Source organism: Streptomyces sp. MB09-01, assembly GCF_033794505.1.
In the GTDB taxonomy this organism is placed as follows: Bacteria; Actinomycetota; Actinomycetes; order Streptomycetales; family Streptomycetaceae; genus Streptomyces.
The window spans coordinates 1-23,477 of sequence record NZ_JARAYQ010000126.1 but is presented as its reverse complement, the minus strand read 5'-3'; the positions used below and the strand labels follow the sequence as shown (position 1 = coordinate 23,477).

Below are 23,477 nucleotides of genomic sequence, written 5' to 3'. Positions count from 1 at the left end.
CCGTGGCCAGGGCCCGGGGGCACGAGACCACACCCATGTCCGTATCTGCAAGTCAGGTGACATTGCCGCCATGAGGGTGCCGTTCGTAGCGTTGGCGGTGCGCCACCACGCGTGGCCCACCCACCCCTCCGATACGTGATGCGAAAAGGTGCAGCATGCCTTCGACGACCCTGCGCGAACTCAACGGCTTCGACCAGAGCCCGGCCTCCCTCGCCGGCGCGACCGTGGTCCTGATCGATTACCAGAACACCTACACCCGCGGCGTGATGGAGCTCGAGGGCTGGCAGGAGGCGCTGGAAGCCGCCGCCGCACTGCTGGCCCGGGCCCGCCGGTCGGGCGCGACCGTCGTCCACGTCATCAACGACGGCGGCGAGGGCACCCCCTACGACATCCGTGCCGAGATCGGCCGGATCCACCCCGCCGTGGCACCCGCCGACGGCGAGGAGACCGTCGTCAAGACCACCCCCGACTCCTTCCACGAGACGAACCTGGGCGAGGTGGTGGACAAGGCCGGCAACACCGACCTCGTCATCGCCGGATTCATGACCCACATGTGCGTGCAGTACACGGCGGCCGGCGCGTTCCTGCGCGGCAACCGGCCCACCGTGGTCGCGGACGCCTGTGCCACCCGCCCCCTGCGGGCCGCCGGCGTCCAGGTGCCGGCCGCCCAGCTCCACAGCGGCGCGCTCGCCACCGTCGAGGACCTGTGGGGCGTGGTCGTGCCGACCGCCGCGGCGCTGGGCTGAGCTGCGACGGGCCCTCGGAACGCCTCCACGCAGCAGGTGCCTCGCAGCCGGGGCCGCAGCCGCAGCCGGGGGTCAGGTGCCCAGGCCGGCGCGGTTGCGGATCGTGGCGGCGGCCGGGTGACGTCGGCCGCCCGAACAGTTCACGGCAGTACCGCTCCTCCTCCACCGTCTCCGAACCGTGCGTGTGCAGCCGTACTCCCTTGCGCCGGGCCAGTTCCGCGCTCTGTCCGAGGAGGTCCTCGGTCACCGAGAACGGGCTGGTGGGCGCGGCCGTGATGCGCAGCATCGAAGCGGGGGAGGGATCGTGCCAGCGGTCTATCGCCGTTTCCATCGCGGCCAGGACGTCGTCGGTGGCCTCCACACAGCTGTCCGGCGGCAGCCCCCCGTCCTTCTTCCCGCGGTCCATGCCGCCCCGGGTCAGATCGAAGCGGATGCCCAGCTCGCGCGCGGCCCCGATCTCGGCGGCCATGATGTCACCGCCCCCGCGCGGGAAGACGTACGAGTGGTCGCTGGCGGTGGTACATCCGGATTTCAGCAGGGCGGCGATCGAGCCCTGGGCGGCGGGGCGCACCGTGCTCTCGTCGATCGTCGCCCAGATCCCGTACAGGCCGCTCAGCCAGTCGAACAGGTTGTGGTCGGTGAACAGGCCGCGGGTGATCCACTGGTAGAAGTGGTGGTGGGTGTTGACCAGGCCCGGGGTGACCAGGTGGCCGGTGGCGTCGATGCGGCGCACGACGCCGGTCAGACCGGCCGGGGCCGGGCCCGGCCCCACCGATCCGATCCGGTTGCCGTCGATGACGACGTGGCCGCCGTCGATGACGGTGTCCGCCGGATCGACGGTGGCCAGGACGGCGTTCTCGATGACGATCCGCCCGGCGGGGACGTCGCCGGCAGGGGACGGCTCATGGCGGTGCTCCTCGGGTACGTGACGATTGCGCAGGATCTCCGGACGGCGGGCCCGCGCCCGACGGGCCCTCGGCCGGCCGTCAGCCCCGGGCTGTGGCCTTCCGCTTTTCGGCTACGGCGTCCAGCCTTCGGCCGGGATGTTGATGGTGAACGCGCCTGCGCTGAAGGACAGGCCGAACGCGCACACCAGGCCCTGACCGCCGGCCCGCCGGACCGGTTCGGCGACCATCAGGGGGACCGAGCAGCCCAGCGTGTTGGCGTAGTCCCGCAACACGTTGTAGGAGGCGGCGACCGCCGGGCTGTCGCGGTCGATGAGGAATCCCTCGCACAGGGCGTCGAGGATGCGGGTGGACCCGGTGTGCATGAAGAACACCGACGCCTGGGTCGGGTCGCCCAAGGTGCAGGAGGGGTCGTCCAGGACGGCGCCGATGGTCTGCTTGGCGTAGTGGGATCCGCGCTCGGTGACGTCGGGGCTGAGCGTGTAGAGGCGGCGTCCGTGGGCGGCCTGGACCACCGGGATGTCGGAGCCGCCGTCGGGGACGGTCCCCAGTTCGGTGTCCTCCGGCAGATCGTTGGTCAGGTTCTTCACCGGCCCGAAGGAAGGGCCCTTTCCGTGGGTGGCGAACACCATCGCCACCGACGCGTCGGCGAACAGGAACGAGTGGAGGGCGTCCACGGTCGACTGCCGCTGGGCGGGTGCCACTTCGCTGAAGTGCCCGTAGCGGCCGGACAGCGGCGGCGACAGCGGGGTGATGGCCTCGGTGAACACGGCCAGGACCCGCTTGCGCGGGTTCACCGCCAGGTACCAGCGGCAGGTCTCGATGACCTTCGCCATGGCCGAGCACCCCATGTACTCGATGCTGAGGTTCGCCACGTCGCGGGGGAGTTCGGGCATGCGGGCGATCACGTCGCACACCAGCGACGGCAGCAGCCGGCCCGGACTGGACGTGACGCCGAGGACCAGTCCGATCTCACCGGGATCGATGCCGGACCTGGCCAGCGCGGCGCGGGCGGACTGGACGGCCAGATCGGCGGTGGCGATCTCCAGCTTCGGCTCGGCGCCGCCGAACACGACGTCCGGGTAGTTGGAGAGCACGGAGTGCCGCTTCCCGATGCCCAGGCCGCCCACCATGTCCAGGAGACGGTCGGAGAACAGCGGGCGCGCGGCATCGAGGAGTTCGTCGGTGGAGAAGACGGGCCGCGGCAGTTGGGCGGCGACCGCGAGGAGGACCGGATCGGCCTCGGCGGGTGCGGGCATGGAAGTCACCTCAGCAGGCTGGCGAACGGGATCACGGAACATCAGGCGGGCTTGGACGCACAGATCACGCTGTGCGCGGGAATGGTGTCGGCGGGGAAGGCGGTGGTGTCCTGCTCGGTCACCGACGTCACGGTGAACCCGGCCTCCTCGATCCACGCGACGTAGGCGGCCGTCTTCTGCGGCCCGCCCTGCGCCATGGTGCAGCCCAGGAAGTACGCCGGGAAGAACTCCTCCACCCCACCCCCGCCCTGTTCGGGATAGACCAGGTGCATCGCGTACAGGATGCCGCCGGCCGGCAGCGCCTCGTGGGCGTTGCGCAGGATCCGTACCGCGTTCTGCCGGTCCCACATGTCCAGGAAGTGCTTGATCGTGATGACGTCGAACCCGGCGGGAACCGCGGCGAACGCGTCACCGCCGATGAACGCACAGCGCTCCTCCAGGCCGGCCTCCTTGAAGGAGGCCAGGGCCGCGCCCTCCTTCTCCGGCAGGTCGAAGCAAGTGATGTGGAGGTCCTTGTCCGGGTGGTGGCGATGGGCCAGGACCGCCCCCTGCCCGGTGTTGCCCGCCACGTCCAGCACCCGCGCACCGCGCGGGAAGTCGAGCCGGCCGAACAGCCAGGGGTCGGCCAGAGCGGTCACCTGCGCCATGGCCTTCGCCCATGTCTCGTGCAGCGAGGGCAGGTTCAGCATGTTGGAGTAGAAGTTGCCCTCCACCCCGTACAGCTCCTTCAGGCCGACGATCTCCCCGCTGCGCACGCTCTCGGTCAGGTGGTAGACCTGCCGCAGGCAGACCTCCTTGACCAGGCCGATCCACGGCGTGATGCGGGCCAGGTCGCCGTCGTCCAGGAGCGCCAGTCCGGCCGACGTGTACTGCCCGCTCTCGGAGCGGGCCACCAGCCCCTCCTTGACCGCGAGCTGGAGCAGCTGCTCGATGTTGTGGGCGGTAGTGGCGGTGACCGCGGCGAGCTGGGCGGCGTTCATGCCCTCCTCGCCCGCCGTCTTGAGCTGGGCGGCGATCCCGAGCTCGAAGATCGTCGCGATCGTCGCGAACCGGGTGGGGCCCACGATGATGTCGCGCAGCGTGCGGAGGACGCCGTCCTTGGTCTGCTGGCTCACGCTCGGCTCCTCTTCCTTCACGTCAGGCCGCCGCATCGGCGGCAGCGGTGGTGGTGTGGCCGGCAACCCGCTCGAGGGCGCCGCTGCGGATCAGGTCCACGACCGCGGCGATGTCGGCGTCCATCCGCCGGTCGGCGTCGACGAACGGCGCCACCGTCCGCACCAGGGCGTGGACGGCCTTCGTACGGGGCGCCATCTGATCCACCCCGCGCAACTGCAGGGCCTGGCAGGCGGCGAGCAGATGGATGGCCGCGACCTCCTCGGTCAGCTCGACGATGCGCCGGGCGTCGCGGGCGGCGATCGGCGCCATGGACACCTTGTCCTGGTTGTGCGCCTCGGTGGAGCGGGAGAACACCGTCGCCGGCCCGGCGTGCTTGAGGGCCTCCGCGGTCAGCGCCGAGCAGGCGAGCTGCATGCCCTTGAAGCCGTGGTGCAGGCCCGCCTCCCACTGGTCGTCCTCGGTGCGCGGGATGAGGTTGGGCGTCAGCCCGTTGTTGAACTTCTCGTCCACCAGCAGGGCGAGCTGGCGGTCCAGCAGGTCCGCCACCGAGGCGGTGGCGACCTTCAGGGAGTCCATGGCCTGCACGACGTGCCCGGCGTAGAAGTTGCCTCCCGAATGCACCTGGCCGCTCTCCACGTCGAACAGCGGATTGTCGGTGGAGGCGTTGATCTCCGTCTCCATCCACTCCTCGGCCCACTGCAGGGTGTCGCGCAGCACACCGACCACGTGCGGGGCGCAGCGCAGCGAGTAGCGGTCCTGGATGGACCGCTTGAGGCGGCCGTGCCCGGCGCCGGCCAGCGGGTCGTTGAGGTCGACGACCTGGTCATGGGGCAGGGACAGGAGGGAGTCGTCCAGCAGCGCGGAAACGGCCGCGGCGGAGGCGATCTGGCCGCGGTGCGGCCGGTTCTCGTGGATGAACGGCGCGTAGTGGCCGCGGTTGCCCAGCAGGGCCTCCGACGCCAGCGCCGTGCAGACCTCGGACAGGGCCGCGAGCCGGTACGCATCACGCACCGCCAGGGTGGCGAACGCGGCCGAGAACGAGGTGCCGTTGATCAGCCCGAGGCCGTCCTTGGCCTCCGGAACCACCGGCTCCAGCCCCAGCTCCCGCAGCACCTCACCGGCGTCACGGCGCTCACCCCGGTGAGTGACCTCGCCCTCCCCGATCAGGGCCGCCGCGACGTAGCACAAGGGCACCAGGTCCCCGGACGCGCCGACCGACCCCCGCTCCGGGACCTGCGGAAGCACATCGTGGCGCAGCAGGTCCAAGAGCCGCTCCACCACCTGCGGCTGGACACCGGAGTTGCCGCGGGCCAGGCAGTTGGCGCGGATCAGCAAGGTGGCGCGCACCACCTCGGCCGGGGCCAGCGGGCCGGTCCCGTTGAGGTGGTAGCGGATCAGGTTGCGCTGGAGCTCGGCGGCCTTGTTCGGGGCGATCTGATGGGTGACCGAGTCACCGAACCCGGTCGTCACACCGTAGATCGGCTGACCGGTCTCGATCAGGGTCTGTTTCAGTTCACGCGAGCGCCGCGAGGCCTTCGCCGCGGCGTCGCCGTACACGAGGGTGGCCTTGCCGCCACGGGCCACGGCTTCCACGTCGGCCAGGGTCAGGGACTGGCCGTCAATGGTCACTTCAGTCATGTCACGGTCCTTCTGCCTAAAGCACGGTTGTGATAGACGAGACGAAAGAAAAGCGGGGAGACCCCCGAGACGTGGGCGCCGGCCGTTTCTTCCGGCCCGGTTTCGACCCTACGAACCGCATGCCCGTACGGGCCAACACGCACTGGTTTTCACGGCGATAAGCAGCGCTGATCACCAGGCCCCTGGTGCGGCCCGTAGACTCGCCGGCATTGCTGCACGGATGCCCGGACGCCCGGATTTCCCGTGCCCCCTGGCCCCTTACTCATTCCGTTTCCAACGCACGGGACCCGTAAGCCTTTTACTTCCTGTCCCGTCAGCCGTCCCTGCCAGCAAAGGAGATGCACGTATGCGCCCCGATGAGGTGACGGTGGCCGGCATCGGAGGTTCCACCCGTCCCGGATCGTCCACCGAGACCGCCCTGCGCGCGGTCCTGGCCGAAGCCGAACGGCTCGGCGCGCGCACCCTGTGCCTGACCGCCGGCGACCTGGTGCTCCCCCCGTACGAATCGGGCGGTGTCCGCGGGCCCCGGCAGCGGCGCCTGGTGGAGGCGATGGCCGGCGCCACCGCCCTGGTGCTGGCCAGCCCCGCCTACCACGGCACGATGTCGGGGCTGGTGAAGAACGCCCTCGACTACGCCGAGGACCTGCGCGAGCACCCCGCCCCGTACTTCAGCGGCCGCCCGGTCGGCCTGCTCGCGGTGGCGCGGGGAGCACAGGGCGCGGCGTCCGCGCTGGCCTCGCTGCGGTCGACCGTGCACGCGCTGCGTGGCTGGCCGACGCCGCTCGGTGTCACCGTGGACACCTCCCGCGCCTGCTTCGGCCCCGACGGCCGCTGCCTGGATCCCCGTCTCCAGCACCACTTCACAGCCCTCGCCGAACAACTCGTCGGCTTCGCCCGCCACACCAGCGCAATACCGGCCTGCGAGGTGGGCACTCAGCCCGCCCGCGCCTGAATCGCCGCCCTCTTTTTTCTTGCTGCGCCTCTCCACCTGCCATTCATCCCTACCCGACCAGGAGTTCACCCGTGAGCATTCCACTGCCCCAGCCACAGCCCGATCTGATCGCCGGCCCGTACACGGACGAGCTCGCCGGAACAGAGATCGAATACCGGTATTCCTCCGGCCGCCATTACCGGATGGAGTTCGATTCCGGAACGCTTGCATTCGACCACCTCAACGGCCCTGCGCAAGGAGTCCGGGTCGGCCCCCTTCCGTACCGGGCACGCCGGCTCCGCGACGGGCAGTACCTGGTGTGCTGGACGCTGAAGGAGCCGGGCGTCCACGTGACGCTCGTCGTCGACTTCGCACAGGACCGGATCGACGTCAGCGCGATGATGCCGCCCAACCGCTGGGAGTTCTTCGACGCCGGCGAACTCCTGAGCGTCACGCGCCCCCAGCAGAGCAGGGCCGCGACCGCGGACGGGCGGACCGCCCGTGCCTGACTACGGGATCGGCAGCTGGCCCCTGCGCCAGGCCCGGATACGCCCCGACGCGACCGCCCTGCGCGATGCGCAGGGGCAGCTGACCTACGCCCGCCTGGCCGAGCGCGTCGAGCAGCTGGCCGCCGCCCTGCGGGCCCGCGGCATCCGCCGCGGACACCGGGTGGCCCACCTCGGCTCCAACTCCGTCGCCGCCCTCGAGGCGCTCTTCGCCACCACCCGCCTCGGCGCGATCTTCGTGCCCCTCAACACCCGCCTCACCGCCGACGAACTCGCCCTGCTCCTTGAAGACTGCGCCCCGGCCCTGCTCTTCCACGACGACGCCCACCAGCACCTGGCCCAACAGGTGGCCGGAGCGCTGCTGTGGACGGCCGGACCGCACGACCAGGAGGCGATGACCACCGACCCGAGCACCCCGCTCCCCGAGCACGACGGGGGTGACGGGCGCGATGGGCGCGACGGGCGTGACGAGGTGGGAGTCGGTCTCGGCGACGACGCCGTGATCCTCTACACCTCCGGCACGACCGGCCGTCCCAAGGGCGCCGTCCTCACCCACGGCAACCTCACCTTCAACACGATGAACCAGCTCGCCCACGTGGACGTCCTGAGCACCGACACCGCTCTGTGCGTCGCACCCCTGTTCCACGCGGCCGGACTCGCACAGGTGCTGCTGCCCACCCTGTTCAAGGGCGGCACCGTCCACGTCCTGCCCCGCTTCGACGCCCGAGCGGCCCTCGCCCACATCGCCGGCCGGCAGATCACCTCCTTCGCCGCGGTCCCCACCATGCTGCAGATGATGTGCGACCACCCCGACTTCGCCACCACCGACCTCAGCCACCTGCGGTACGTCATCTACGGCGGCTCCAGCGCCCCCGCCCGCGTCGCCGCCGCCTGGCAGCGGCGCGAAGTGACCCTCCTGCAGGGCTACGGCATGACCGAGGCGTCCCCCGGCATCACCCTCGCGGTCCCCGGGCCGACCGCCACCGCGAAACCCTTGTCGCCGGGCGTCCCGCACTTCTTCACCGACGTCCGTCCCCGCCCGGGCGACGCAGGCCGGACACCGGAACTGCTGGTGTCCGGCCTGAACGTCTTCCGCGGCTACTGGAAACGCCCCGCGGACACGGCGGCCGCCATGGAGGGACGCTGGCTGCGCACGGGCGACGCCGTCCACTTCGACGACGACGGCTGGGCCCACGTCGCCGACCGCATCAAGGACGTCATCATCTCCGGCGGCGAGAACATCTACCCCGCCGAAGTCGAGGCCCGCATCGACGCCCTCCCCGCCGTCCACGAGTCCGCCGTGGTGGGAGTGCCCGACGAACGCTGGGGCGAAGTCGGCCTCGCCTACGTCGTCCCCGCCCCGGGCGCCGCCCTCAGCGCCGAAGCCCTGCGCCACGCACTGCGCGGCCAGTTGGCCCCGTACAAGATCCCCCACCACGTCCGCGTCATCGACAGGCTTCCCCGCAACGCGACGGGCAAGGTCATGAAGGAAGCGCTGCGGGCACACCCCCCACGTAGGCCGACAGTGCCGTCCTGACCGCTCCCAACGCGGCCCCCGCCAGCTCGTCCGGCAGCCGCGGTCCCGCGCTGAGGGTGACCGGCAGGTCCCGCACCGGCTTCGGCAGCAGCCCCTGCGGCACCGGCTGCAGCCCCGGCCACAGCCGGTCGGCGGCGGAGAACAGCAGCCCGACCCCGAGCCCGGAGCGGGCCGCCGTCACCACGTCCTCCACCCCCAGCCCCTCGTACACGGTGCGCCAGGCCACGGAGGAGGACCCCAGGGTCTCCTCCGTGAGCCGGCGCAGCGGCGCGGCCTTGGACGCGCACACGGCGACCGGGACCGGAGTGGCCTCGGTCAGGCCGGGGCGTCCGAACCAGTTGCAGGACAGCGTCGTCGCCACCTGGTCCCCGGCCGCCCGGGGCGGCCCCGTGCGCAGCACCATGTCGACGGTGCCCTCGCCGAGGTCCTCCGCGAGCCGCTCGCCCGCCCCCGTCTGCACGGCCAGGCGGGTCAGCGGCACGTGCTGCTTGAGCGCGGCCAGCAGGCCCGGGATCACCCCGATGAGGGTGTCGCAGACGCCCAGCGCCAGACGCCGCCGCCGCTGGGTGGCCCCCAGGTGCAGCACCAGTTCGTCATTGATGCGCACCAGCTGCCGTGCGTAGCGAAGGAGTTCCTCCCCGACGGGGCTCAACCGCTGTAACTGCCGGGCCTCCAGGAACACGGGCTCCCCGACGAGGGAGTCCAGGCGGCGGATGTGCTGGCTGATCGCGGGTTGCGAGATGTTCAGGACGTCGGCTGCCCGGCGGAAACCGCCGGCGTCGACGATGGTGATCAAAGTGCGGAGCAGACGTATGTCGAGATCGCGTCGCACGTAGTCCCCCGTAACTGCGTGATCGTTGGTCGGATGACGGAAACGGCACCCTTTGCCGGATCCCGCCCCGCCCGCCGCCCCGTCCGTCCCTTCACGGACGGGGCGGCGGGCGCAGCGGCATCCGCCAGCAGACCGCGGCCCCCCTCAGGACGGCGCGGACCGCTCGCAGCGCCACTCGTAGCGCCCCAGAACGGTTGCCAGCCGGTCCCCGGCCCCCTGGGCCACCATCAGCTCGACGACGCCCGCCGAGCCGGATGTGTGGTCGATGGCCATGTCCTCGATGTTCACCCCCGCCCCCGACGCGCACGTCAGCAGCCTGGCCAGCTCACCGGGCCGGTCACCCACGTGCACCATGACCGTCTCGTACACCGCATGCGGGCCCCCGTGCTTGCCCGGGATCCGCCCGTGACCCGTCTGTCCGTGCCGCAACAGCTCGACGACCCCCTCCTTGCCCGTGCAGGCCTGCGGCCCGCGTGCGCCCGCCGCCATCCGGAGCGAGGTGATCATCTCCTCCAGATCGGCGGCGAAGCCCTCCAGCACGTCGGCGACCGCCCCGGCGTTCGCCGCCAGGATCTCCACCCACAACCCCGGCTGCCCGGCCGCGATGCGCGTGACATCCCGCAGCCCCTGGCCGGTCAGCCGCAGATCACCCGCCTCGGCATGCTCCAGACGCCCCGCCATCAGCGCCGCCACCACGTGCGGGGCGTGCGAGACCAGCGCCACCGCCCGGTCGTGCGCCTCGGGGGTCATCACCACCGCGGTCGCCCCGCACAGATCGACCAGCTCCCGTACCAGTGCCACGGCGTCCGGGCGGGAGCCGGCCGACGGGGTGAGCACCCAGGGCCGCCCTGCGAACAGATCGGCCTGCCCGGCCCGCGGCCCCGACCGCTCCCGCCCGGCCATCGGATGCGAACCGATGTAGGAGGTGCTGTCGCAGCCCCGGCCGAGAACGTCCCGCCACGGCCCGGCCTTCACACTGGCCACGTCCGTGTAGGCACGCGCCAGTTGCTGCTGCTGGCAGGAGTACAGCGTGGACGCCACCCGTTCGGGCGGCACGGCGATCACCGCGAGATCGACCTGCCCCGACGGCGCTTCTACGGTGCCGGCCCCCATCTCCTGCGCGGCCAGTGCATGGCCGCGGTCGTGATCGGACAGATGGACCCGGACCCCGCGGGAGGTGAGGGCGAGCGCGACGGACGTGCCGATCAGACCCGTCCCCACGACCGTGCACGTACGCAGCCCACGCGCCGCGGACCCCGTCGGCGGCGGCCGCAGCCCGGACACCGGCACCGGCACGGTCACGGGAATGACACTGCTCACGGCGGCTCAGGCCCTCCCTTCCAGGGGTTCGGCAACCGTCCAGTGCCGGTGTACGAACGCCCGTCGCTCCACCTCGTCCGCGACCGCCAGAGCCAGGTCCGGGAGCGCGATGCCCGAGGGGATCCCCTCGTCGAAGATCATGCGGTCGATGCCGGTCCGGTAGCCCCCGCGGCCACTGCCGGGCCGGTACAGCCACGGCGGCGACAGGAAACTCCAGTCGATGTCGACGCGACCCTCGAACAGGTCCAGGGCGATCCGGCAGCCCTCCAGCAGCGGCACCCGCTGCCAGGACGCCACCTTGGCCTCCAGCTCCGCATCGGTGTGCCCGGGCGGCACGGTGCCGTCCTCCTTGCGCCGGGCGGCGTCGTGGAAGAACCCGACACCGGTGATGTCGCCCAGCCACCGCAGGTGTTCGGCGGGCATGACCCCGAAGTACCAGGACGGGAACCGCTCGTCGTCGAACATCTGCACACCGGGCCGTACGTACAGGCTGGCCGCCCCGCCCACGTAGAGCAGGTACGAGCCGCGCGCCTGCCGAAAGGCCTTCAGCAGGCGCCGGGTGCCCTCGGCCTGGCGGTAGTAGACCTCCAGGTCGACCTCGTGGCCGCCGGAGAACATCGACACCACCGCGTCGTGGCCCTCCAGCAGGCCGGTCATGGAGTCGACGTCGAACACGTCGGCGCCGGCGTTCTGCAGCCCGGGCCGGTCCTCGGACGGCTTCGCGCCGCGGGAGATCCCGGTGACACGGTGCCCGCGGGCCAGGAGGACCTCGGTCAGGGCCCGGCCGCCCATGCCGGTGTGCCCGATGACGGCTATCCGCATGCCGGTGCTCCTCAACTCGCGGCGGGCAGGGACACGGCCAGGGCCGGGTTGACGGGGTTCGGAGGTTCGCCCCCGAGCCGTACGACCCCGGCCATCTGCAGGACGGCGTCCTGGGCCACGGCGTGCTGGCACATCGTGTTCGCGTCCCGCAGCCACCGGTCGAACGGGGACGCCGAGGTGTACACCGCGGTGCCGCCGAGCAGGTCGTACAGGGCCTGGACGATCCGGCGAGCGCTCTGGAAGGCGTGGTAGCGGGCCAGCGCGGTGGTGACGCGCTCCGCACGCAGCTCGCTGCGCCCGGCCTCCAGGCCGTCCCACTGGTCGTTGAGGGAGGCGTACACGGAGGCGCGGGCGGCGTGGAGTTCCATCTCGCACCGGCCGATGACCTCGTGGACGCGCAGGTCCGAGGTCCAGGGGGTGCCGGTCTCCCGGTCGCGGCGGCCGTCGGCCAGGGAGACCGCGTAATCGATGGCGGCGCGCGCCAGGCCCAGCGGGACGCCGGGCATCTTGCGCTGGACGGCGTCCGGGGTCCGCAGCAGGACGCGGTCGGTGCGGGGCCGGGACATGGTGAAGACGTGCCGGTCGGGGACGAACAGGCCGTCGGCCGAGTAGTCGTGGCTGCCGGAGCCCCTGAGGCCCGTGGTGTGCCAGGTGTCGTGGACGGTGAACTGGCCGGGCGCCGCGGCGAACACCCGCCACTGCCGCGGCTCACCGGTCACCGGGTCCGGTACGTCTGCGCCGTTCTCGAGGACGATGCACGAGGCCATCAGCACGTCGGCGTGGCCGATGCCGGAGGCGAACCGCCACCGGCCCGATATCCGGTACCCGCCGTCGGTCTTCTCGGCCGTACCGGTGGGGAACAGGGCGCCGGCCGTGACCAGGTCGATGCCGTGGTAGATCTCCTTGGCCGCGCCCGGGTCGAGGTATCCCGCGTAGATCCCCGAGTCCATGCCGATCATGGCGCACCAGGCGGCCGACGGGTCACCCTGGGCGAGCAGTTCGAGGAGTTCGACCTGCTGCACGGAGGTCAGGTCCGGGCCGCCCCACTCCCGGGGCATCGCGGCACGCCACACCCCGACCTTGCGCAGCAGTTCGACGGTCTCGGCGGGCAGCCCGCGCGCGGCCTCGGTCGCGGGCGCCGCCTCGCGCAACAGGGGAACGGCCCGGCGGGCCCGGCACAGCACCGCGGCCGCAAGGTCCGGCGGCGCCGTCCACGTGTGCGGCGCGCCCTCGTCGGGGAGGGCGCCCTCGTCGTGACGGGCGTCACGGTCGTGGAGGGGTGCGGGGGCGTCGCTCATCTGACTCTCCTCGTCGTCGTGGTCGTACAGGGGCTGCGGCGGCCGCGGCTCATGCCGCATCAGGGCCGGCCGCGGCGCCGGCGGGGGCCCCGGCCGGGCCGGTGGTCTCGCCGTTGCCCTCCCAGGGGCGGGCGACCAGCAGCAGGGACAGCGCGGCGAGCACGAACCCGACGACCATCAGCACAGCCATCGGCTTGTCGCTGTCGGTGCCCAGCGCGCCCACCAGAGGAGCGGTGACACCGCCCAGCAGGCACTGCCCAGCGCCCAGCAGCGCGGACGCCGCACCACCGGCGGACCGGCCGATCTCCTGGCCGATCGTCATCACCGAGGGAATGGTGGCGCCGATCCCGAACATGGACAGGAACATGAACACCAGGCTGGAGACGAGGCTGTTGCCGACCGTTACGGCCACGGCGAGGTGGGCGGCACTGACCACGGCGCCGACGAGGATGCCCGTGGTGAGCACGGTGTTGAACCGCACCCCCTTGCCCGACAGGGCCCCGAACATCGCTCCGCCGATGAGCACGCCGACCGCGGTCAGCGCGAAGGTCAGTGAGAACCCCGTCTCGGACAGGTCGTAGACGTCCTGGAAGACGAACGAGCTGCCGGAAATGTAGGCGAACAGGGCGACGTTGGCGAAGGAGAACGTCAGGACGTAGCCGAGGAACGGGCGCTGCCCGAGCAGCCCCTTCATCCCGGTGAACGCCGCGCCCACCCCGCCGGAGGAGCGCCGGGCGGGCGGCAGGGACTCCGGGATCACGGCCGTGACGGCCCCGGCGAGCAGCAGGCCGAAGACGGCCAGGACGACGAACATCGCCCGCCAGGTGGACAGTGCGAGGATCCCGCCGCCGATCACGGGCGCGACGATCGGCGCCACTGCGAAGATCATCGACAGGGCGGTGAAGCGCTTCGCGGCCTCCTGACCGCGGTACCAGTCGCCCACCACGGCCCGTGCGAGCACCATCCCCGCGGCGCCCGTCAGACCCTCGGCGATCCGGGCCGCGTTGAGCACCTGGGCGTTGGGGGCCAGCGCACACGCCAGGGAGAACACCGCGAACAGCACGGAACCCCACACGAGCAGCCGCTTGCGGCCGGTGGAGTCACTGATCGGGCCGAGCAGGAGCTGGCCTACGAGCATGCCCGCCAGATAGGCGGTCAGTGCGGCCTGGATGCTGGAGGTCGACGCCCGTAAGTCACCCTCCATGGCCGGTAACGCGGGAAGGAGCATGTCGGTCGCGAGGGGCGTGAGTGCCGTCAGAGCGGCGAGAATCAGGATCACCGCGCCGCCGTTGCGGGGAGCCGCGGTCACCTCTGACGAACGGCCTTGCAGGGTGTGGGTTCCCATGCCAGAACCGGGGACCTTTCCGTCGCAGGACAGTGGCGCCGACAGAACGCCACGCACATCATTGTTACCCTATGATTCAGTGATTAACAATATGGAGGCCAGCCGGTGATCCCGTCCACTCCCACTGATGCCGTCGCTCAATGGTGGCGTCAGGCACGACCCGACCTCGACACCACACCCATGGGGCTCTTCGGTCGACTTCGCCGACTCCAGGTCCTCGCCGAACTCGAGGCGACCTCCGTCCTGACCGACGCCCGACTCACCTCGTCCGAGCTCGACGTGCTCGTCACCATCCGCCACGCCGACCAGCCCATGATCGCCCGGGCCGTCGCCGCCCTGCGGGGCTGTTCCCGCGCCGCCATGAGCAACATGCTCGCCAAACTCGAAAAGCGCGGCCTGGTCACCCGCGAACCCAGCCCCGCCGACCGCCGCGCCACCCTCATCCACCTCACGCCCCAAGGCGCGCAGCTCGTGGACGAGATCTTCCCGCAGCGGCTCTCCCTGGAAGCCGGTCTCCTCTCCGAGATCCCCCAGGAACAGCAGGAGCAGATCATCGAATCCCTCGACGTCCTCCTGACCGCCATGATCCGCAGGTCCCCCCTCGCGGACACCCGCATCTAGCAACGAGGGCCCCCGGCCGCGCACCGCGCGGCCGGCACCCGTACGCCTGCCCGCTCGGCACCCGCCCCGGCGGTCAGCCGCCCGTGCCGGCCCGGTCCTGCCCGCACCGCAGGTGACGATGCCCGCCCAACTGCCCGAAGAGCCTGTTGTCCAGACATTCCGTCAGGTAGGGCACGCCCTCGGTGTCACCCGACCCGCGCGCGCTGCCGAGCATCCGCGCGGCGAGGCTGCGGTGCGTGGACTTCCACCGCTGGTGCCGTTCCTCCAGCTGCCCCAAGGCGGTGTGGAAGAGGTTCCAGTCCGTCGAGCTGAAACGGGTCCTGCGGCGAAGGTCGAGGTACGCGCGCGTCACCGTGTCATGACCCGCGTCGTGCGCCTCGGCCCGTACGGCCGGAACACTCGTGAACGCCGCCGACCCCAGACGCTCGGCGGGCGGAAGGCCGCACAGGAGCTCGAACCGCTTGTACTGCTCGGACTGAATGGCGCTCGCGCCCTGGGTGAACTCCCGGAACCCGGAGAAATGCTCCGGCCGCATCGTCGCGACCAGCCGGAACAGCGCCGAGGCCCGCTCGAACGAGGCGGCCGCCCGGTCCACACACGCGGCCGCCGGTTCCAGGCGGCCGTCGCGCAACGCCGCGATCGCCGCCCGCACGTCCTGCGCGATCGCCGTGAACACCATCTCGTGGGCCTGCAGGGCGCGCATGAAGAAGTACTCGTCGTGCAGCACGTAGAGGGGCTGCACCGTCACGTCGAACCAGCGCCCCGCTTCCGTCGCCGCGGGCCGGGGGAGCTCGGCCGCCTGCGGGGTCAGGTCCTCGGCATCCAGCCCGTCGACGTCCAGCCCGTCGTGGTCGTGCGCCACGAACCGCAGGGCGTGGCGCAGCCGCTTGCGCAAGGTCGCCGCCCCGGGCCGGTCCCGGTCGGCGTCCGCCGGTTCCTGCGGCGCGGCCGCGGTCTGCATCTCGAAACGCGCCACGTCGGATATGAGCCAGGTGGCGAGGCGGTCCGGCCCCGGCGCGTGGCCGGGCTCGTCCGCAATGAGCTCAAGCAGCGGCAGGGAAAGGTACGTCCGGTTCCAGTAACGGTCCTCGTGCTTGTCGAGCAGGCAGTCGAGAAAGGCCTGGAGAAAGGGCCGGCGACCCGTGGCGTGCCGGCGCCGGATCTCACTCAGCCGAAACAGGAATGGCTGCGGCAGAAAGTGCTTTCCAGCCCGCCTCACCTCCTCCGTGATCGCCCGGGCCAGGTGGATCCCGTCCAGATCACCGTCCACGTGCCCGGCGGCCGCCCACCGCTCCACTTCCTCGAAGGTCAAGGCGCACGGCCCGACGCGAGGCTGATGTGCACACTGCTGTGCACGGCATTCGGAATTCATCACCCATCGTCTCCTCGCTCCGGCGGGCCTCGTCCGGGCGAGGCAGGAGATTTCAGTAGGCGTGATCGAAAGCCCTCGCGTCATGTCTCGCATATTCGTGTCTTGACACATCGCGCCCGCCGGGCGGGCAATCTGCGGCCCGGTGCGTCAGCAGGTCCCGGACGACACCCCACCCCACCGCTCCGCCGCCTCCGACCTGCGGATACGCGATGGACGAGGCGGCTCCGAAGGGCGTATCGTCCCCGACGCTCCCCCTACGGTGAGCGATGTCTCGCAACTCCGTACCCGTGGGGGGTCCCTCGTCATGTCCGCAACCAGCCGGTTGAAGCCACGCCCGTTCCTGCCGGCCCGGACACCGCAGGCGCCGCGGCTCCTGTCGGCCGCCGTGGTGGTACTGCTGGCCGCGGTCATCCTGACCGACCTGTTCGCGCTGTACGCCGGGGCGCGGGCCCACTCCCTTCTCGACTGGGAGGACGGCTTCGCCTATGCCTCCACGGAGGACTGGGACGCCGTCGACACCCTGTACCGGCGTGCCTGGATGTTCCAGGGCCAGGCCGTCATCGTCTGCGGCATCGTGTTCATCACCTGGTTCCACCGGATGTACCGCAGTGCGGTGGCGCTCGCGCCCGACCGCATGCGCACGGGGACCGGATGGGCGATCGGCGCCTGGCTGTTCCCGGTGCTCAACCTCTGGCGGCCGTTCCGGATAGCCCTGGACATGTGGGGCGTCTGCGTACCGGCTCCGGCCCCGGGACAGCCGGCCAAGGCCGCGTTCTGGCCGGTGGGCCTGTGGTGGGGGCTGTTCACCGGCTCGGGAGCGTTCAACCAGTACACCGTGTGGACGTACGGCCGCGCCGAGGCGATTGCGGACCTGCGGGACGCCACGGTGCTGCTGATGGCGGCCGACGTCCTGGACATCGTCGCTGCCGCGGCCGCGATCCACTTCGCCGTCCGCCTGACGTCGATGCTCCGGCGCCGTGCCTCCTGAGGCGCCGTCGGGGGTACGGCCCTGAGAACCGCCGCCAGCCCTGAGAACCGCCCCGCGGTGCGGTCGACGGTCCGGCGGCGCGGTCGACCGTGCGGCGGCGGGGTCGACCGTGCGGCGGGAGTCAGGGCCGTCGGCCCGGTTCCCGGCCGGCGTCATCGCGGGCCCGCATCGACAGCGGCGCGATCCTGCCGAGCAGCACGAGCCGCTGGCGTACGGCCATGACGGCCACCGCCGTCGCGAGGATGACCACCCCGCCCAGCTGCAGGATCACGTCGTAGGCCTCCTCGGGCGGCCGCTCAGGCGTCATCGCCGAGATCGCGGCCGCCGTTCCGGTGCCAGGGCGATCGCGCCCAGCGTGACCAGGCACGTCAGCAGCACCCCCGATGCCTCTCCGGCCCTGGCAGGCGCGACGACCTGCTGCGTCGCCACGCTGGAGAAGGTCCAGCCCAGCCCCAGGCCCAGGCCGCACCACGCGAACACCGGCACGTACAGCCACCAGGCGCTGACCTGGGCCAGCGCGTACATGCCCGTGCCCGCGACGGCCCCGGCGAGCGCCATCACCGCGGTCGGCCGCATGTGCCGGCCCAAACGCGCCCCGAGCGGGCCGCTGAGGGCCACCAGCAGGGCCGGGGCCAGGAACACCGTGCCGGCCAGGAGGGGCGAGAGCCCGCGCACGCCCTGGAGGTAGAGCGTGGCGAGGAAGACGGTGACGCCGTAGCCCATGTTGGAGAGCGAGCCCATCCCGGTCACCAGGACGTACGGCACATTGCAGAACAGCCGCAGATCGATCAGCGGATGCCGGGCCAGCCGCTCCCGCACCAAGAACAGGGCGCCGGCGACCACCGCCACCGCGAAGAAGCCGAGGGTACGGGCACTCGCCCAGCCCCAGGCGTCCCCGCGCTCCACGGCCAGCGTGAGGGCGGCCAGCGCACACACGACCAGCGCGCAGCCCAGGAGATCCAGCTCGCGGGGCGCCGACGCATCGCGCGAATCCGGCACGTACGCGAGAGCGACGAGCAGGGACAGAAGGCTCAGCGGCGCCATCAGCCAGAAGATCCACCGCCAGCCCGGGCCCTCGGTGAACCCGCCGCCCACGAACGGCCCGAGCGCGGTCCCGATGTTGGCGATGCCGAACACGGCGCCCAGGGCCCTGGCGCGGCGCTCCTCGGGAAACGTATTGGTGATCACGGACACCCACACCGGGAAGACGAACGCCGCGCCCACCCCCTGCACGATCCGGGCCGCCACCAGCCAGCCAAGACCGGGAGCCAGCGCGCAGCCCACGGAACCGGCCGTGAACAGGGCGGTCCCGGCCAGCAGGGTGCCCCGCCGTCCGAAGAGGTCCCCCACCCGGCCGCCGACGATGAAGAAGCAGCCGATGGCGAGCATGTAGGCGGACAGGGTCCACTGCGCGGCCGAGACCGTGACGCCGAGCTCCGCCGTGATACCGGGGAGTGCGAGGTTGAGGGCGAAGAAGTCGAGCTGGATGCAGAACAGCGCGACGGCGACGGCAACGAAGGCCCCCGTCCTCCGCGTGGCCGCCGAGGACTCAGCGCGCATGAGGGCGTTCCTCGCAGCCGACACCGCCAGGACACCGCCGATGACCGCACGCATGCCCTCGTCCCATTGTGGAACGCCCCGTCACGTCCCGCAGTCCGGCCGCGGCAACCGAGGATCCGGCCGACCGCCACTCGGCACACCGGCCGAGGGCGAAGCCCCCGCCGTCATCGACCGGGGGACCGGGGCCGGGCGTCGGCGGGGGAGCGGCACAGGGCACAATCCTGTACTGTGACGATCACCGCGCGTGAACTCAACCGGGCAACCCTCGGCCGCCAGTTGCTGCTCGACCGCGAGCAATTGACCGTGCCCGAAGGGGTGCGGCGCGTGGTCGCCCTCCAGGCGCAGCACCCGGCCTCGCCGTACCTCGCCCTGTGGAACCGGCTCGCCGGCTTCGCTCCGGCCGCCCTCGACGCGGCCTTCACCGGGCGGTCGGTGGTCAAGGCGACCCTGATGCGGATCACCCTGCACGCCGTGCACGCCGAGGACTACCCGGTCTTCCGTACGGCGATGGAGCCCACGCTGTACGCCTCCCGACTCGGCGCCCGCTTCGCCGTCGCCGGGCTGACCCCCGCCGACGCCGGAGAACTGCTGCCGGACCTGCTGGCCTTCGCCAGCCGGCCGCGGACCTCGGCAGAGATGCAGGCATGGACCTCGGAGCGGCTCGGCGCCGAGCGGAGGGACGGGGCGTGGTGGGGGCTGAAGGCGTACGCGCCCCTGCACCACGCTCCGACGGATGCGCCGTGGTCCTTCGGCCACCGCCCGTCCTTCATCGCGGCCGGCACCGGACCCGTGCCCGTGCCCGTTGCGGCTCCAGCGCCGGTTTCCGGGGACCGAACGAAGGAGTCGGAAGCGCTGCAGACCCTGATCCTGCGCTATCTGGCGGGATTCGGACCCGCATCCGTCGCGGACGTGGCGCAGTTCGCCCTGGTGCGGCGGGCGGACGCCCGCGCGGCGCTCCGCGCCCTGGACGCGGTGGTCGAGCAGCTCCAGGGCCCGGACGGCGGCACCCTGTTCGACCTCCCGGGCGCCTTGCGGCCGCCCGCCGAAACCCCCGCCCCTCCCCGGCTCATGGCCATGTGGGACAGCATCCTGCTGGCCTACGCCGACCGCAGCCGCGTGATACCCCCGGCCTACCGCCCCCTGGTGATCCGCCGCAACGGCGACGTACTGCCCACCCTGCTGGTGGACGGCCACGTAGCCGGCGTGTGGCGCCCGCTCCAGGGCGGCATCGAGGCCACGGCCTTCCACCCCCTGTCACCCGCCACCTGGGACGGCCTCGCCGCAGAAGCCCACTCCCTGAGAGCCCTCCTCGACGACCGCGAAACGGCGCTCTACAACCGCTACCACCACTGGTGGGCCGAACTCCCCGCCGCCGACGTACGCATGCTCTGACCGGCGACCTCGCCGCCCGCTGCCCGGTGGCGCGGCAGGACGCTGCCCTCCGGGGCGGGGAAGCGGATCGATCCCGACCGGTCACCGACCCGGCGGTGTTCCTAGGGCACGGTCGCGGAGGCCCCGGAGTGCTTCCTGATGAGCTCGTAGGAGCGGAGGCGGTCGCGGAGGTCGTAGACGGGTGTGGTCAGCATCAGTTCGTCCGCTCCGGTCTCACCGGCCAGGTGCGCCAACTGGTTCACGACGTTCTCCGGCGTCCCGACGGCCTGCTGCGCACGGAACCCCGCGAGCGCCTGCCGCTCCTCCGCCGTGAACGGATGGGCGGCCGCCTGCTCGGGCGTGGGGAAGGGAGTCTGGCTCAGTCCCTTGAGGAGCCCGGCTTTGATCACGTTCATCGGTCCTGCCCGCCAAGCGGCTTCCTCTTCGGTCTCGGCGCACACCGCCTCGACGCACAGCAGCACCCGGGGCCGGTCGCACCAACGGGAGGGGGTGAATCGGGTCCGGTAACACTCCAGAGCGGCAAGGGTGTTGTCCGGCCGGATGTGGTGGGCGATCGCGACGGGGAGGCCGAGGGCGGCGGCGAGGGCGGCTCCTGCGGGGCTGGAGGCCAGCAGCCATGGCTCCGGCAGCGGGCCGAGCGCGACCTCGTCGACCAGGAACGACAGGATCGCCGTGACGTCGTCGCGGTACTGGGCATCGGTCGCCGCCCCGGCTCCGCGGCGAAGGGCCCGTGCGGTCGCCTCGTCGAAGGTGCCGGGACCGCGACCGATGCCCAGGTCGATGCGGTCCTCGTGGAGGGCGGCCAGCGTCCCGAACTGCTCTGCCACGGTGATGGGAGCGTGGTTGGGAGCCAGCACGCCGCCCGAGCCGAGCCGGATGGCCGAGGTCGAAGCGGCAGCGTGCGCTGTCAGCACCACGGGCGGGAACGCGCCGATCGCGGGGGAGTGGTGGTGTTCCGCGTACCAGATCCGGTGGTAGCCCAGTCGTTCCACCCCCTGCGCGAAGGCCGCGGTGTCCCGCAGGGTCTCCACGGCGCGGGTGCCCGTCTGGACCATCGCGACTTCCAGTGCTGAAAGAGGTATGTCGAGCATGCCGCCAGCATAGGGATCTTGCGCGCGGGCGAGGGCGGCGATGATCCCTTTCCCGCCACTGCGACTTCTCGGGACGGGTGACACCCGACCTTGATGGTGACCCCGTGCTCGGAAACGCCGAAGTCGAACCGGATGTCCGCCGTGCCCCGTGCCCCGTTCCTGCGTACGGCGCTAGCATCGGACCCCATGATCGTATGGCTCAACGGAACCCACGGCGCTGGCAAGACGACGACCAGTGGACTCGTGCAGCCACTGATCCCGGATTCACGGGTGTTCGATGCCGAGAAGGTCGGCGAGACGCTCATGGACATCACGCCGGGGCTGCCCGGGACGGACAACTTCCAGCACTGGCCGCCGTGGCGGCCGCTCGTCGTCGAGACCGCCCGACGCGTACTCGACTACACCGGCGGCACGCTGGTGATGCCCATGACCGTCCTGGTCGAGGAGTACTGGCGGGAAATCAGCGCGGGCCTCGCCCAGCACGCCATCCCCGTACGGCACTTCGTCCTCCACGCTGACCAGGACACCCTCCGCGGGCGCATCGAGGGAGACACTCTTCTCGGCCCCTCCCCGTTCCGTCTCCGATACCTCGAGCCCTACGCCGAGGCGGCCCGCACGTGGCTGCACCGCGAGGCCGAGGTCGTCGACACCACGCACCTCACTCCGGCCGAGGCCGCCGTGCGGATCGCGGAGGCCGTCAGGAGCTGAGGTCCACCCGCCGCAAGCATCAGGCGCAGGTGGCAACTCACCGGTGAGTGCCGAGGAACAGGGCGGCCAGACGGGGAAGCCGTCGCCTCATTTCCCCGTCGTCGAAGTCGAAATCCTCGCCCATGTTCACCTCGTTGCCGCCCTGCGCATCCGTCCCACGGAAGTCGCGCCAGGCTTCGTAGAAGGCATCCGCATCGCCGGTGATCCGTTCGAACGCGGAACTGGCCGCATAGTTCACGTCCTCGTAGAACAACTCCTCGGAAGGGTCCCCGAGCCCGGCCGTCCGGATCGCACCAGGATGCGCGGCCAGGCTGTCCGGGGCCGTGTCCACGCGCCGGTACCAGTCACGTCCCGAGGCGATCACACCGGCGCGGAAGTCGATGAAGCTGTCGTCGGAGCATCCGTCCCCGATGAGGTAGGCCGCCGCCCACACGTCCCACCGGTACAGGGCGTCATGCAGTGCGTCAAAGCGTTCCGCGTACTCCAGGATCTCCTGCCGCGGTCGGCCGGCGAGCTGCCCGACGAGGACTTCGTCGAACAGCACGCCTGCTTCCGCTGCCTCGGACCGCAGATTCGATGATCTCCCAGAACGTGTCGATGTCCATGGCCGCGCTCTCTGCCACGGCCCTGTGACAATCGATCCGGCCACCGGCCACCTGCCGTCCTCCGGGTCCACGGCTGTGGGCGCAAACCTTCAGACGACCGGTTCGCCGACGCCCAGCAGGTTGCCCTCGCTGTCACGGAACCAGGCGCCGCGCTCACCCCGGGCGCCCTTGCTCGGGTAGTTCCCGTCGATCTCGGCGATCGAGTCCTTCGTCTTGAACCCGGGCACGTCGACGTCCTCGAACACCACACCGTGCCGCTTGAGCTCGACGACCACACGGGTGAGGTCGTCGACCTCGAACGCCATCTGCGTGAACGTGCCGGGCGAGGACCCCGTAGAGCGGAACAGCACGAACTCCGTGCCCCCACACCGGTACAGAAGGCCGCCGGGCCGCTCGTCGACAGGCTCCAGACCGAGCCGCTCGGCGTAGAAACGCCGGGCCCGGTCCAGATCCTGGGCGGGAAGCCGGGTCGCCACGCGCGCCCGGGCCAGAAGGTCGCCGCTCACGTTCATGTCCCCAGTGTGCCCGTGCACGGGCGACGGACCGGAGCCGACGCGCGCCACGGCATCGGCCCGGGGGGACGGGCGCCCCGGCACGTCTTCGAATCCCGCGTTCCGAGTACAGGGCACAGCCGCGAGGAGGCGGCGTACCGGTCCCGGCCCGCGACCCCGACCCGGGGTCCGGGCTCGCTCCCGCAGTCGGCTGCGGTCTGTTGCGGTCGGCCGCGGTCGGGCGGACGGAGCCGACCGGATTCGAACCGGCGTCCTCGCGGTTTTGGAGACCGCGCGCGTCGACCCCTGCGCTACGGCTCCGTCCGCCCGACCGCGGCCGACCGCAACAGACCGCAGCCGACTGCGGGAGCGAGCCCGGACCCCGGGTCGGGGT

The 23,477-nt window shown here is 71.6% G+C and carries 22 protein-coding genes, 1 tRNA gene and 1 pseudogene; 8 read left to right on the top strand and 16 right to left on the bottom strand.

All coding sequences use genetic code 11. From position 1 onward, the window contains the following. Positions 1–155: 155 nt before the first annotated feature. Positions 156–746: an isochorismatase family protein gene (locus PV721_RS24740; protein ID WP_319727838.1), complete on the top strand. Its 591-nt coding sequence runs from the start codon at positions 156–158 to the stop codon at positions 744–746. A gap of 130 nt (positions 747–876) precedes the next feature. Here PV721_RS24740 and PV721_RS24735 read toward each other — a convergent pair. From PV721_RS24735 to PV721_RS24720, 4 genes and pseudogenes are all read right to left on the bottom strand, one after another. Further along, positions 877–1,614, bottom strand: a pseudogene (locus PV721_RS24735) (amidohydrolase family protein); the annotation flags it as partial. Positions 1,615–1,764: 150 nt separating this feature from the next. Further along, on the bottom strand, positions 1,765–2,910 hold the full coding sequence (locus tag PV721_RS24730; protein ID WP_319727836.1) for a 3-oxoacyl-[acyl-carrier-protein] synthase III C-terminal domain-containing protein: 1,146 nt from the start codon (positions 2,908–2,910) through the stop codon (positions 1,765–1,767). A 41-nt stretch (positions 2,911–2,951) separates the two neighbouring features. After that, entirely contained in the window at positions 2,952–4,025 is a 1,074-nt protein-coding gene (locus PV721_RS24725) for a methyltransferase (protein WP_319727833.1), read from the bottom strand. Between the two features lie 22 nt (positions 4,026–4,047). Further along, entirely contained in the window at positions 4,048–5,664 is a 1,617-nt protein-coding gene (locus PV721_RS24720) for an aromatic amino acid ammonia-lyase (RefSeq protein ID WP_319727832.1), read from the bottom strand. A gap of 346 nt (positions 5,665–6,010) precedes the next feature. Here PV721_RS24720 and PV721_RS24715 point away from each other — a divergent pair, with 346 nt between their 5' ends. The 3 genes from PV721_RS24715 (at position 6,011) to PV721_RS24705 (ending at position 8,638) form a co-directional block, all read left to right on the top strand. Next, complete coding sequence (locus tag PV721_RS24715) at positions 6,011–6,616, top strand: NAD(P)H-dependent oxidoreductase (RefSeq protein ID WP_319727830.1); 606 nt, start codon at positions 6,011–6,013, stop codon at positions 6,614–6,616. 71 nt (positions 6,617–6,687) lie between these two features. Continuing rightward, positions 6,688–7,104, top strand: a complete 417-nt coding sequence (locus PV721_RS24710) for a MoaF N-terminal domain-containing protein (RefSeq protein WP_319727828.1) — start codon at positions 6,688–6,690, stop codon at positions 7,102–7,104. After that, a complete protein-coding gene (locus PV721_RS24705) occupies positions 7,097–8,638 on the top strand; it encodes a long-chain fatty acid--CoA ligase (RefSeq protein ID WP_319727826.1) in 1,542 nt (513 codons plus the stop codon). The genes PV721_RS24710 and PV721_RS24705 overlap by 8 nt, the downstream gene beginning before the upstream one ends. Here PV721_RS24705 and PV721_RS24700 read toward each other — a convergent pair. The 5 genes from PV721_RS24700 to PV721_RS24680 form a co-directional block, all read right to left on the bottom strand. Next, positions 8,583–9,470: a LysR family transcriptional regulator gene (locus PV721_RS24700; RefSeq protein ID WP_319727824.1), complete on the bottom strand. Its 888-nt coding sequence runs from the start codon at positions 9,468–9,470 to the stop codon at positions 8,583–8,585. The two genes, PV721_RS24705 and PV721_RS24700, sit on opposite strands and share 56 nt — an antisense overlap. Before the next feature lie 144 nt (positions 9,471–9,614). Continuing rightward, positions 9,615–10,790 carry a prephenate dehydrogenase gene (locus PV721_RS24695; protein ID WP_319727822.1) on the bottom strand — a complete coding sequence of 392 codons (1,176 nt, stop codon included), beginning with the start codon at positions 10,788–10,790 and terminating at the stop codon, positions 9,615–9,617. Positions 10,791–10,796: 6 nt separating this feature from the next. Next, positions 10,797–11,612 (bottom strand): NAD(P)-dependent oxidoreductase, encoded by an 816-nt coding sequence (locus tag PV721_RS24690; protein WP_319727820.1) that lies wholly within the window; start codon positions 11,610–11,612, stop codon positions 10,797–10,799. An 11-nt stretch (positions 11,613–11,623) separates the two neighbouring features. Then, positions 11,624–12,910, bottom strand: coding sequence for an acyl-CoA dehydrogenase family protein (locus PV721_RS24685; protein WP_319727819.1), 1,287 nt, complete (start codon positions 12,908–12,910; stop codon positions 11,624–11,626). Between the two features lie 49 nt (positions 12,911–12,959). Continuing rightward, a complete protein-coding gene (locus tag PV721_RS24680; protein WP_319727818.1) occupies positions 12,960–14,255 on the bottom strand; it encodes a multidrug effflux MFS transporter in 1,296 nt (431 codons plus the stop codon). 180 nt (positions 14,256–14,435) lie between these two features. On the opposite strand from PV721_RS24680, the gene PV721_RS24675 reads away from it, so the two are divergent. After that, complete coding sequence (locus PV721_RS24675) at positions 14,436–14,876, top strand: MarR family winged helix-turn-helix transcriptional regulator (RefSeq protein ID WP_319727817.1); 441 nt, start codon at positions 14,436–14,438, stop codon at positions 14,874–14,876. 73 nt (positions 14,877–14,949) lie between these two features. Here PV721_RS24675 and PV721_RS24670 read toward each other — a convergent pair whose 3' ends face one another. Continuing rightward, positions 14,950–16,188, bottom strand: coding sequence for a tryptophan 2,3-dioxygenase family protein (locus PV721_RS24670; protein WP_319727816.1), 1,239 nt, complete (start codon positions 16,186–16,188; stop codon positions 14,950–14,952). A 364-nt stretch (positions 16,189–16,552) separates the two neighbouring features. Between PV721_RS24670 and PV721_RS24665 the strand changes: the two genes are divergently transcribed. Continuing rightward, positions 16,553–17,236: a DUF4328 domain-containing protein gene (locus PV721_RS24665; protein ID WP_319727813.1), complete on the top strand. Its 684-nt coding sequence runs from the start codon at positions 16,553–16,555 to the stop codon at positions 17,234–17,236. Positions 17,237–17,357: 121 nt separating this feature from the next. Here the strand turns inward: PV721_RS24665 and PV721_RS24660 are convergent, their stop codons facing one another. Both PV721_RS24660 and PV721_RS24655 read right to left on the bottom strand, forming a co-directional pair. Then, positions 17,358–17,543, bottom strand: coding sequence for a hypothetical protein (locus tag PV721_RS24660; protein WP_319727811.1), 186 nt, complete (start codon positions 17,541–17,543; stop codon positions 17,358–17,360). Further along, entirely contained in the window at positions 17,540–18,796 is a 1,257-nt protein-coding gene (locus tag PV721_RS24655; RefSeq protein ID WP_416371171.1) for an MFS transporter, read from the bottom strand. The genes PV721_RS24660 and PV721_RS24655 overlap by 4 nt, the downstream gene beginning before the upstream one ends. Before the next feature lie 228 nt (positions 18,797–19,024). Here PV721_RS24655 and PV721_RS24650 point away from each other — a divergent pair, with 228 nt between their 5' ends. Next, positions 19,025–20,188, top strand: a complete 1,164-nt coding sequence (locus PV721_RS24650) for a winged helix DNA-binding domain-containing protein (protein WP_319727807.1) — start codon at positions 19,025–19,027, stop codon at positions 20,186–20,188. Positions 20,189–20,289: 101 nt separating this feature from the next. On the opposite strand, the gene PV721_RS24645 is transcribed toward PV721_RS24650, so the two are convergent. Further along, the gene (locus PV721_RS24645; RefSeq protein WP_319727806.1) at positions 20,290–21,279 is read right to left on the bottom strand and encodes an MsnO8 family LLM class oxidoreductase; all 990 of its coding nucleotides are present in this window, start codon (positions 21,277–21,279) and stop codon (positions 20,290–20,292) included. Positions 21,280–21,465: 186 nt separating this feature from the next. Between PV721_RS24645 and PV721_RS24640 the strand changes: the two genes are divergently transcribed. Continuing rightward, entirely contained in the window at positions 21,466–21,987 is a 522-nt protein-coding gene (locus PV721_RS24640; protein ID WP_319727805.1) for an ATP-binding protein, read from the top strand. 37 nt (positions 21,988–22,024) lie between these two features. Here PV721_RS24640 and PV721_RS24635 read toward each other — a convergent pair whose 3' ends face one another. From PV721_RS24635 to PV721_RS24625, 3 genes are all read right to left on the bottom strand, one after another. Next, a complete protein-coding gene (locus tag PV721_RS24635) occupies positions 22,025–22,531 on the bottom strand; it encodes a DUF4240 domain-containing protein (protein ID WP_319727804.1) in 507 nt (168 codons plus the stop codon). Between the two features lie 150 nt (positions 22,532–22,681). Next, the gene (locus tag PV721_RS24630) at positions 22,682–23,104 is read right to left on the bottom strand and encodes a VOC family protein (protein ID WP_319727803.1); all 423 of its coding nucleotides are present in this window, start codon (positions 23,102–23,104) and stop codon (positions 22,682–22,684) included. Between the two features lie 225 nt (positions 23,105–23,329). Continuing rightward, a tRNA-Trp gene (locus PV721_RS24625) sits at positions 23,330–23,404 on the bottom strand. Positions 23,405–23,477 lie beyond the last annotated feature (73 nt).

Coding starts and splice junctions, on each gene's coding strand:
- PV721_RS24740 (WP_319727838.1), top strand. CDS start 156: ATGCCTTCGACGACCCTGCGCGAACTCAACGGCTTCGACCAGAGCCCG.
- PV721_RS24730 (WP_319727836.1), bottom strand. CDS start 2,910: ATGCCCGCACCCGCCGAGGCCGATCCGGTCCTCCTCGCGGTCGCCGCC.
- PV721_RS24720 (WP_319727832.1), bottom strand. CDS start 5,664: ATGACTGAAGTGACCATTGACGGCCAGTCCCTGACCCTGGCCGACGTG.
- PV721_RS24715 (WP_319727830.1), top strand. CDS start 6,011: ATGCGCCCCGATGAGGTGACGGTGGCCGGCATCGGAGGTTCCACCCGT.
- PV721_RS24690 (WP_319727820.1), bottom strand. CDS start 11,612: ATGCGGATAGCCGTCATCGGGCACACCGGCATGGGCGGCCGGGCCCTG.
- PV721_RS24685 (WP_319727819.1), bottom strand. CDS start 12,910: ATGAGCGACGCCCCCGCACCCCTCCACGACCGTGACGCCCGTCACGAC.
- PV721_RS24680 (WP_319727818.1), bottom strand. CDS start 14,255: ATGGGAACCCACACCCTGCAAGGCCGTTCGTCAGAGGTGACCGCGGCT.
- PV721_RS24675 (WP_319727817.1), top strand. CDS start 14,436: ATGGGGCTCTTCGGTCGACTTCGCCGACTCCAGGTCCTCGCCGAACTC.
- PV721_RS24665 (WP_319727813.1), top strand. CDS start 16,553: ATGTCCGCAACCAGCCGGTTGAAGCCACGCCCGTTCCTGCCGGCCCGG.
- PV721_RS24660 (WP_319727811.1), bottom strand. CDS start 17,543: ATGACGCCTGAGCGGCCGCCCGAGGAGGCCTACGACGTGATCCTGCAG.
- PV721_RS24655 (WP_416371171.1), bottom strand. CDS start 18,796: ATGCGCGCTGAGTCCTCGGCGGCCACGCGGAGGACGGGGGCCTTCGTT.
- PV721_RS24645 (WP_319727806.1), bottom strand. CDS start 21,279: ATGCTCGACATACCTCTTTCAGCACTGGAAGTCGCGATGGTCCAGACG.
- PV721_RS24640 (WP_319727805.1), top strand. CDS start 21,466: ATGATCGTATGGCTCAACGGAACCCACGGCGCTGGCAAGACGACGACC.
- PV721_RS24630 (WP_319727803.1), bottom strand. CDS start 23,104: ATGAACGTGAGCGGCGACCTTCTGGCCCGGGCGCGCGTGGCGACCCGG.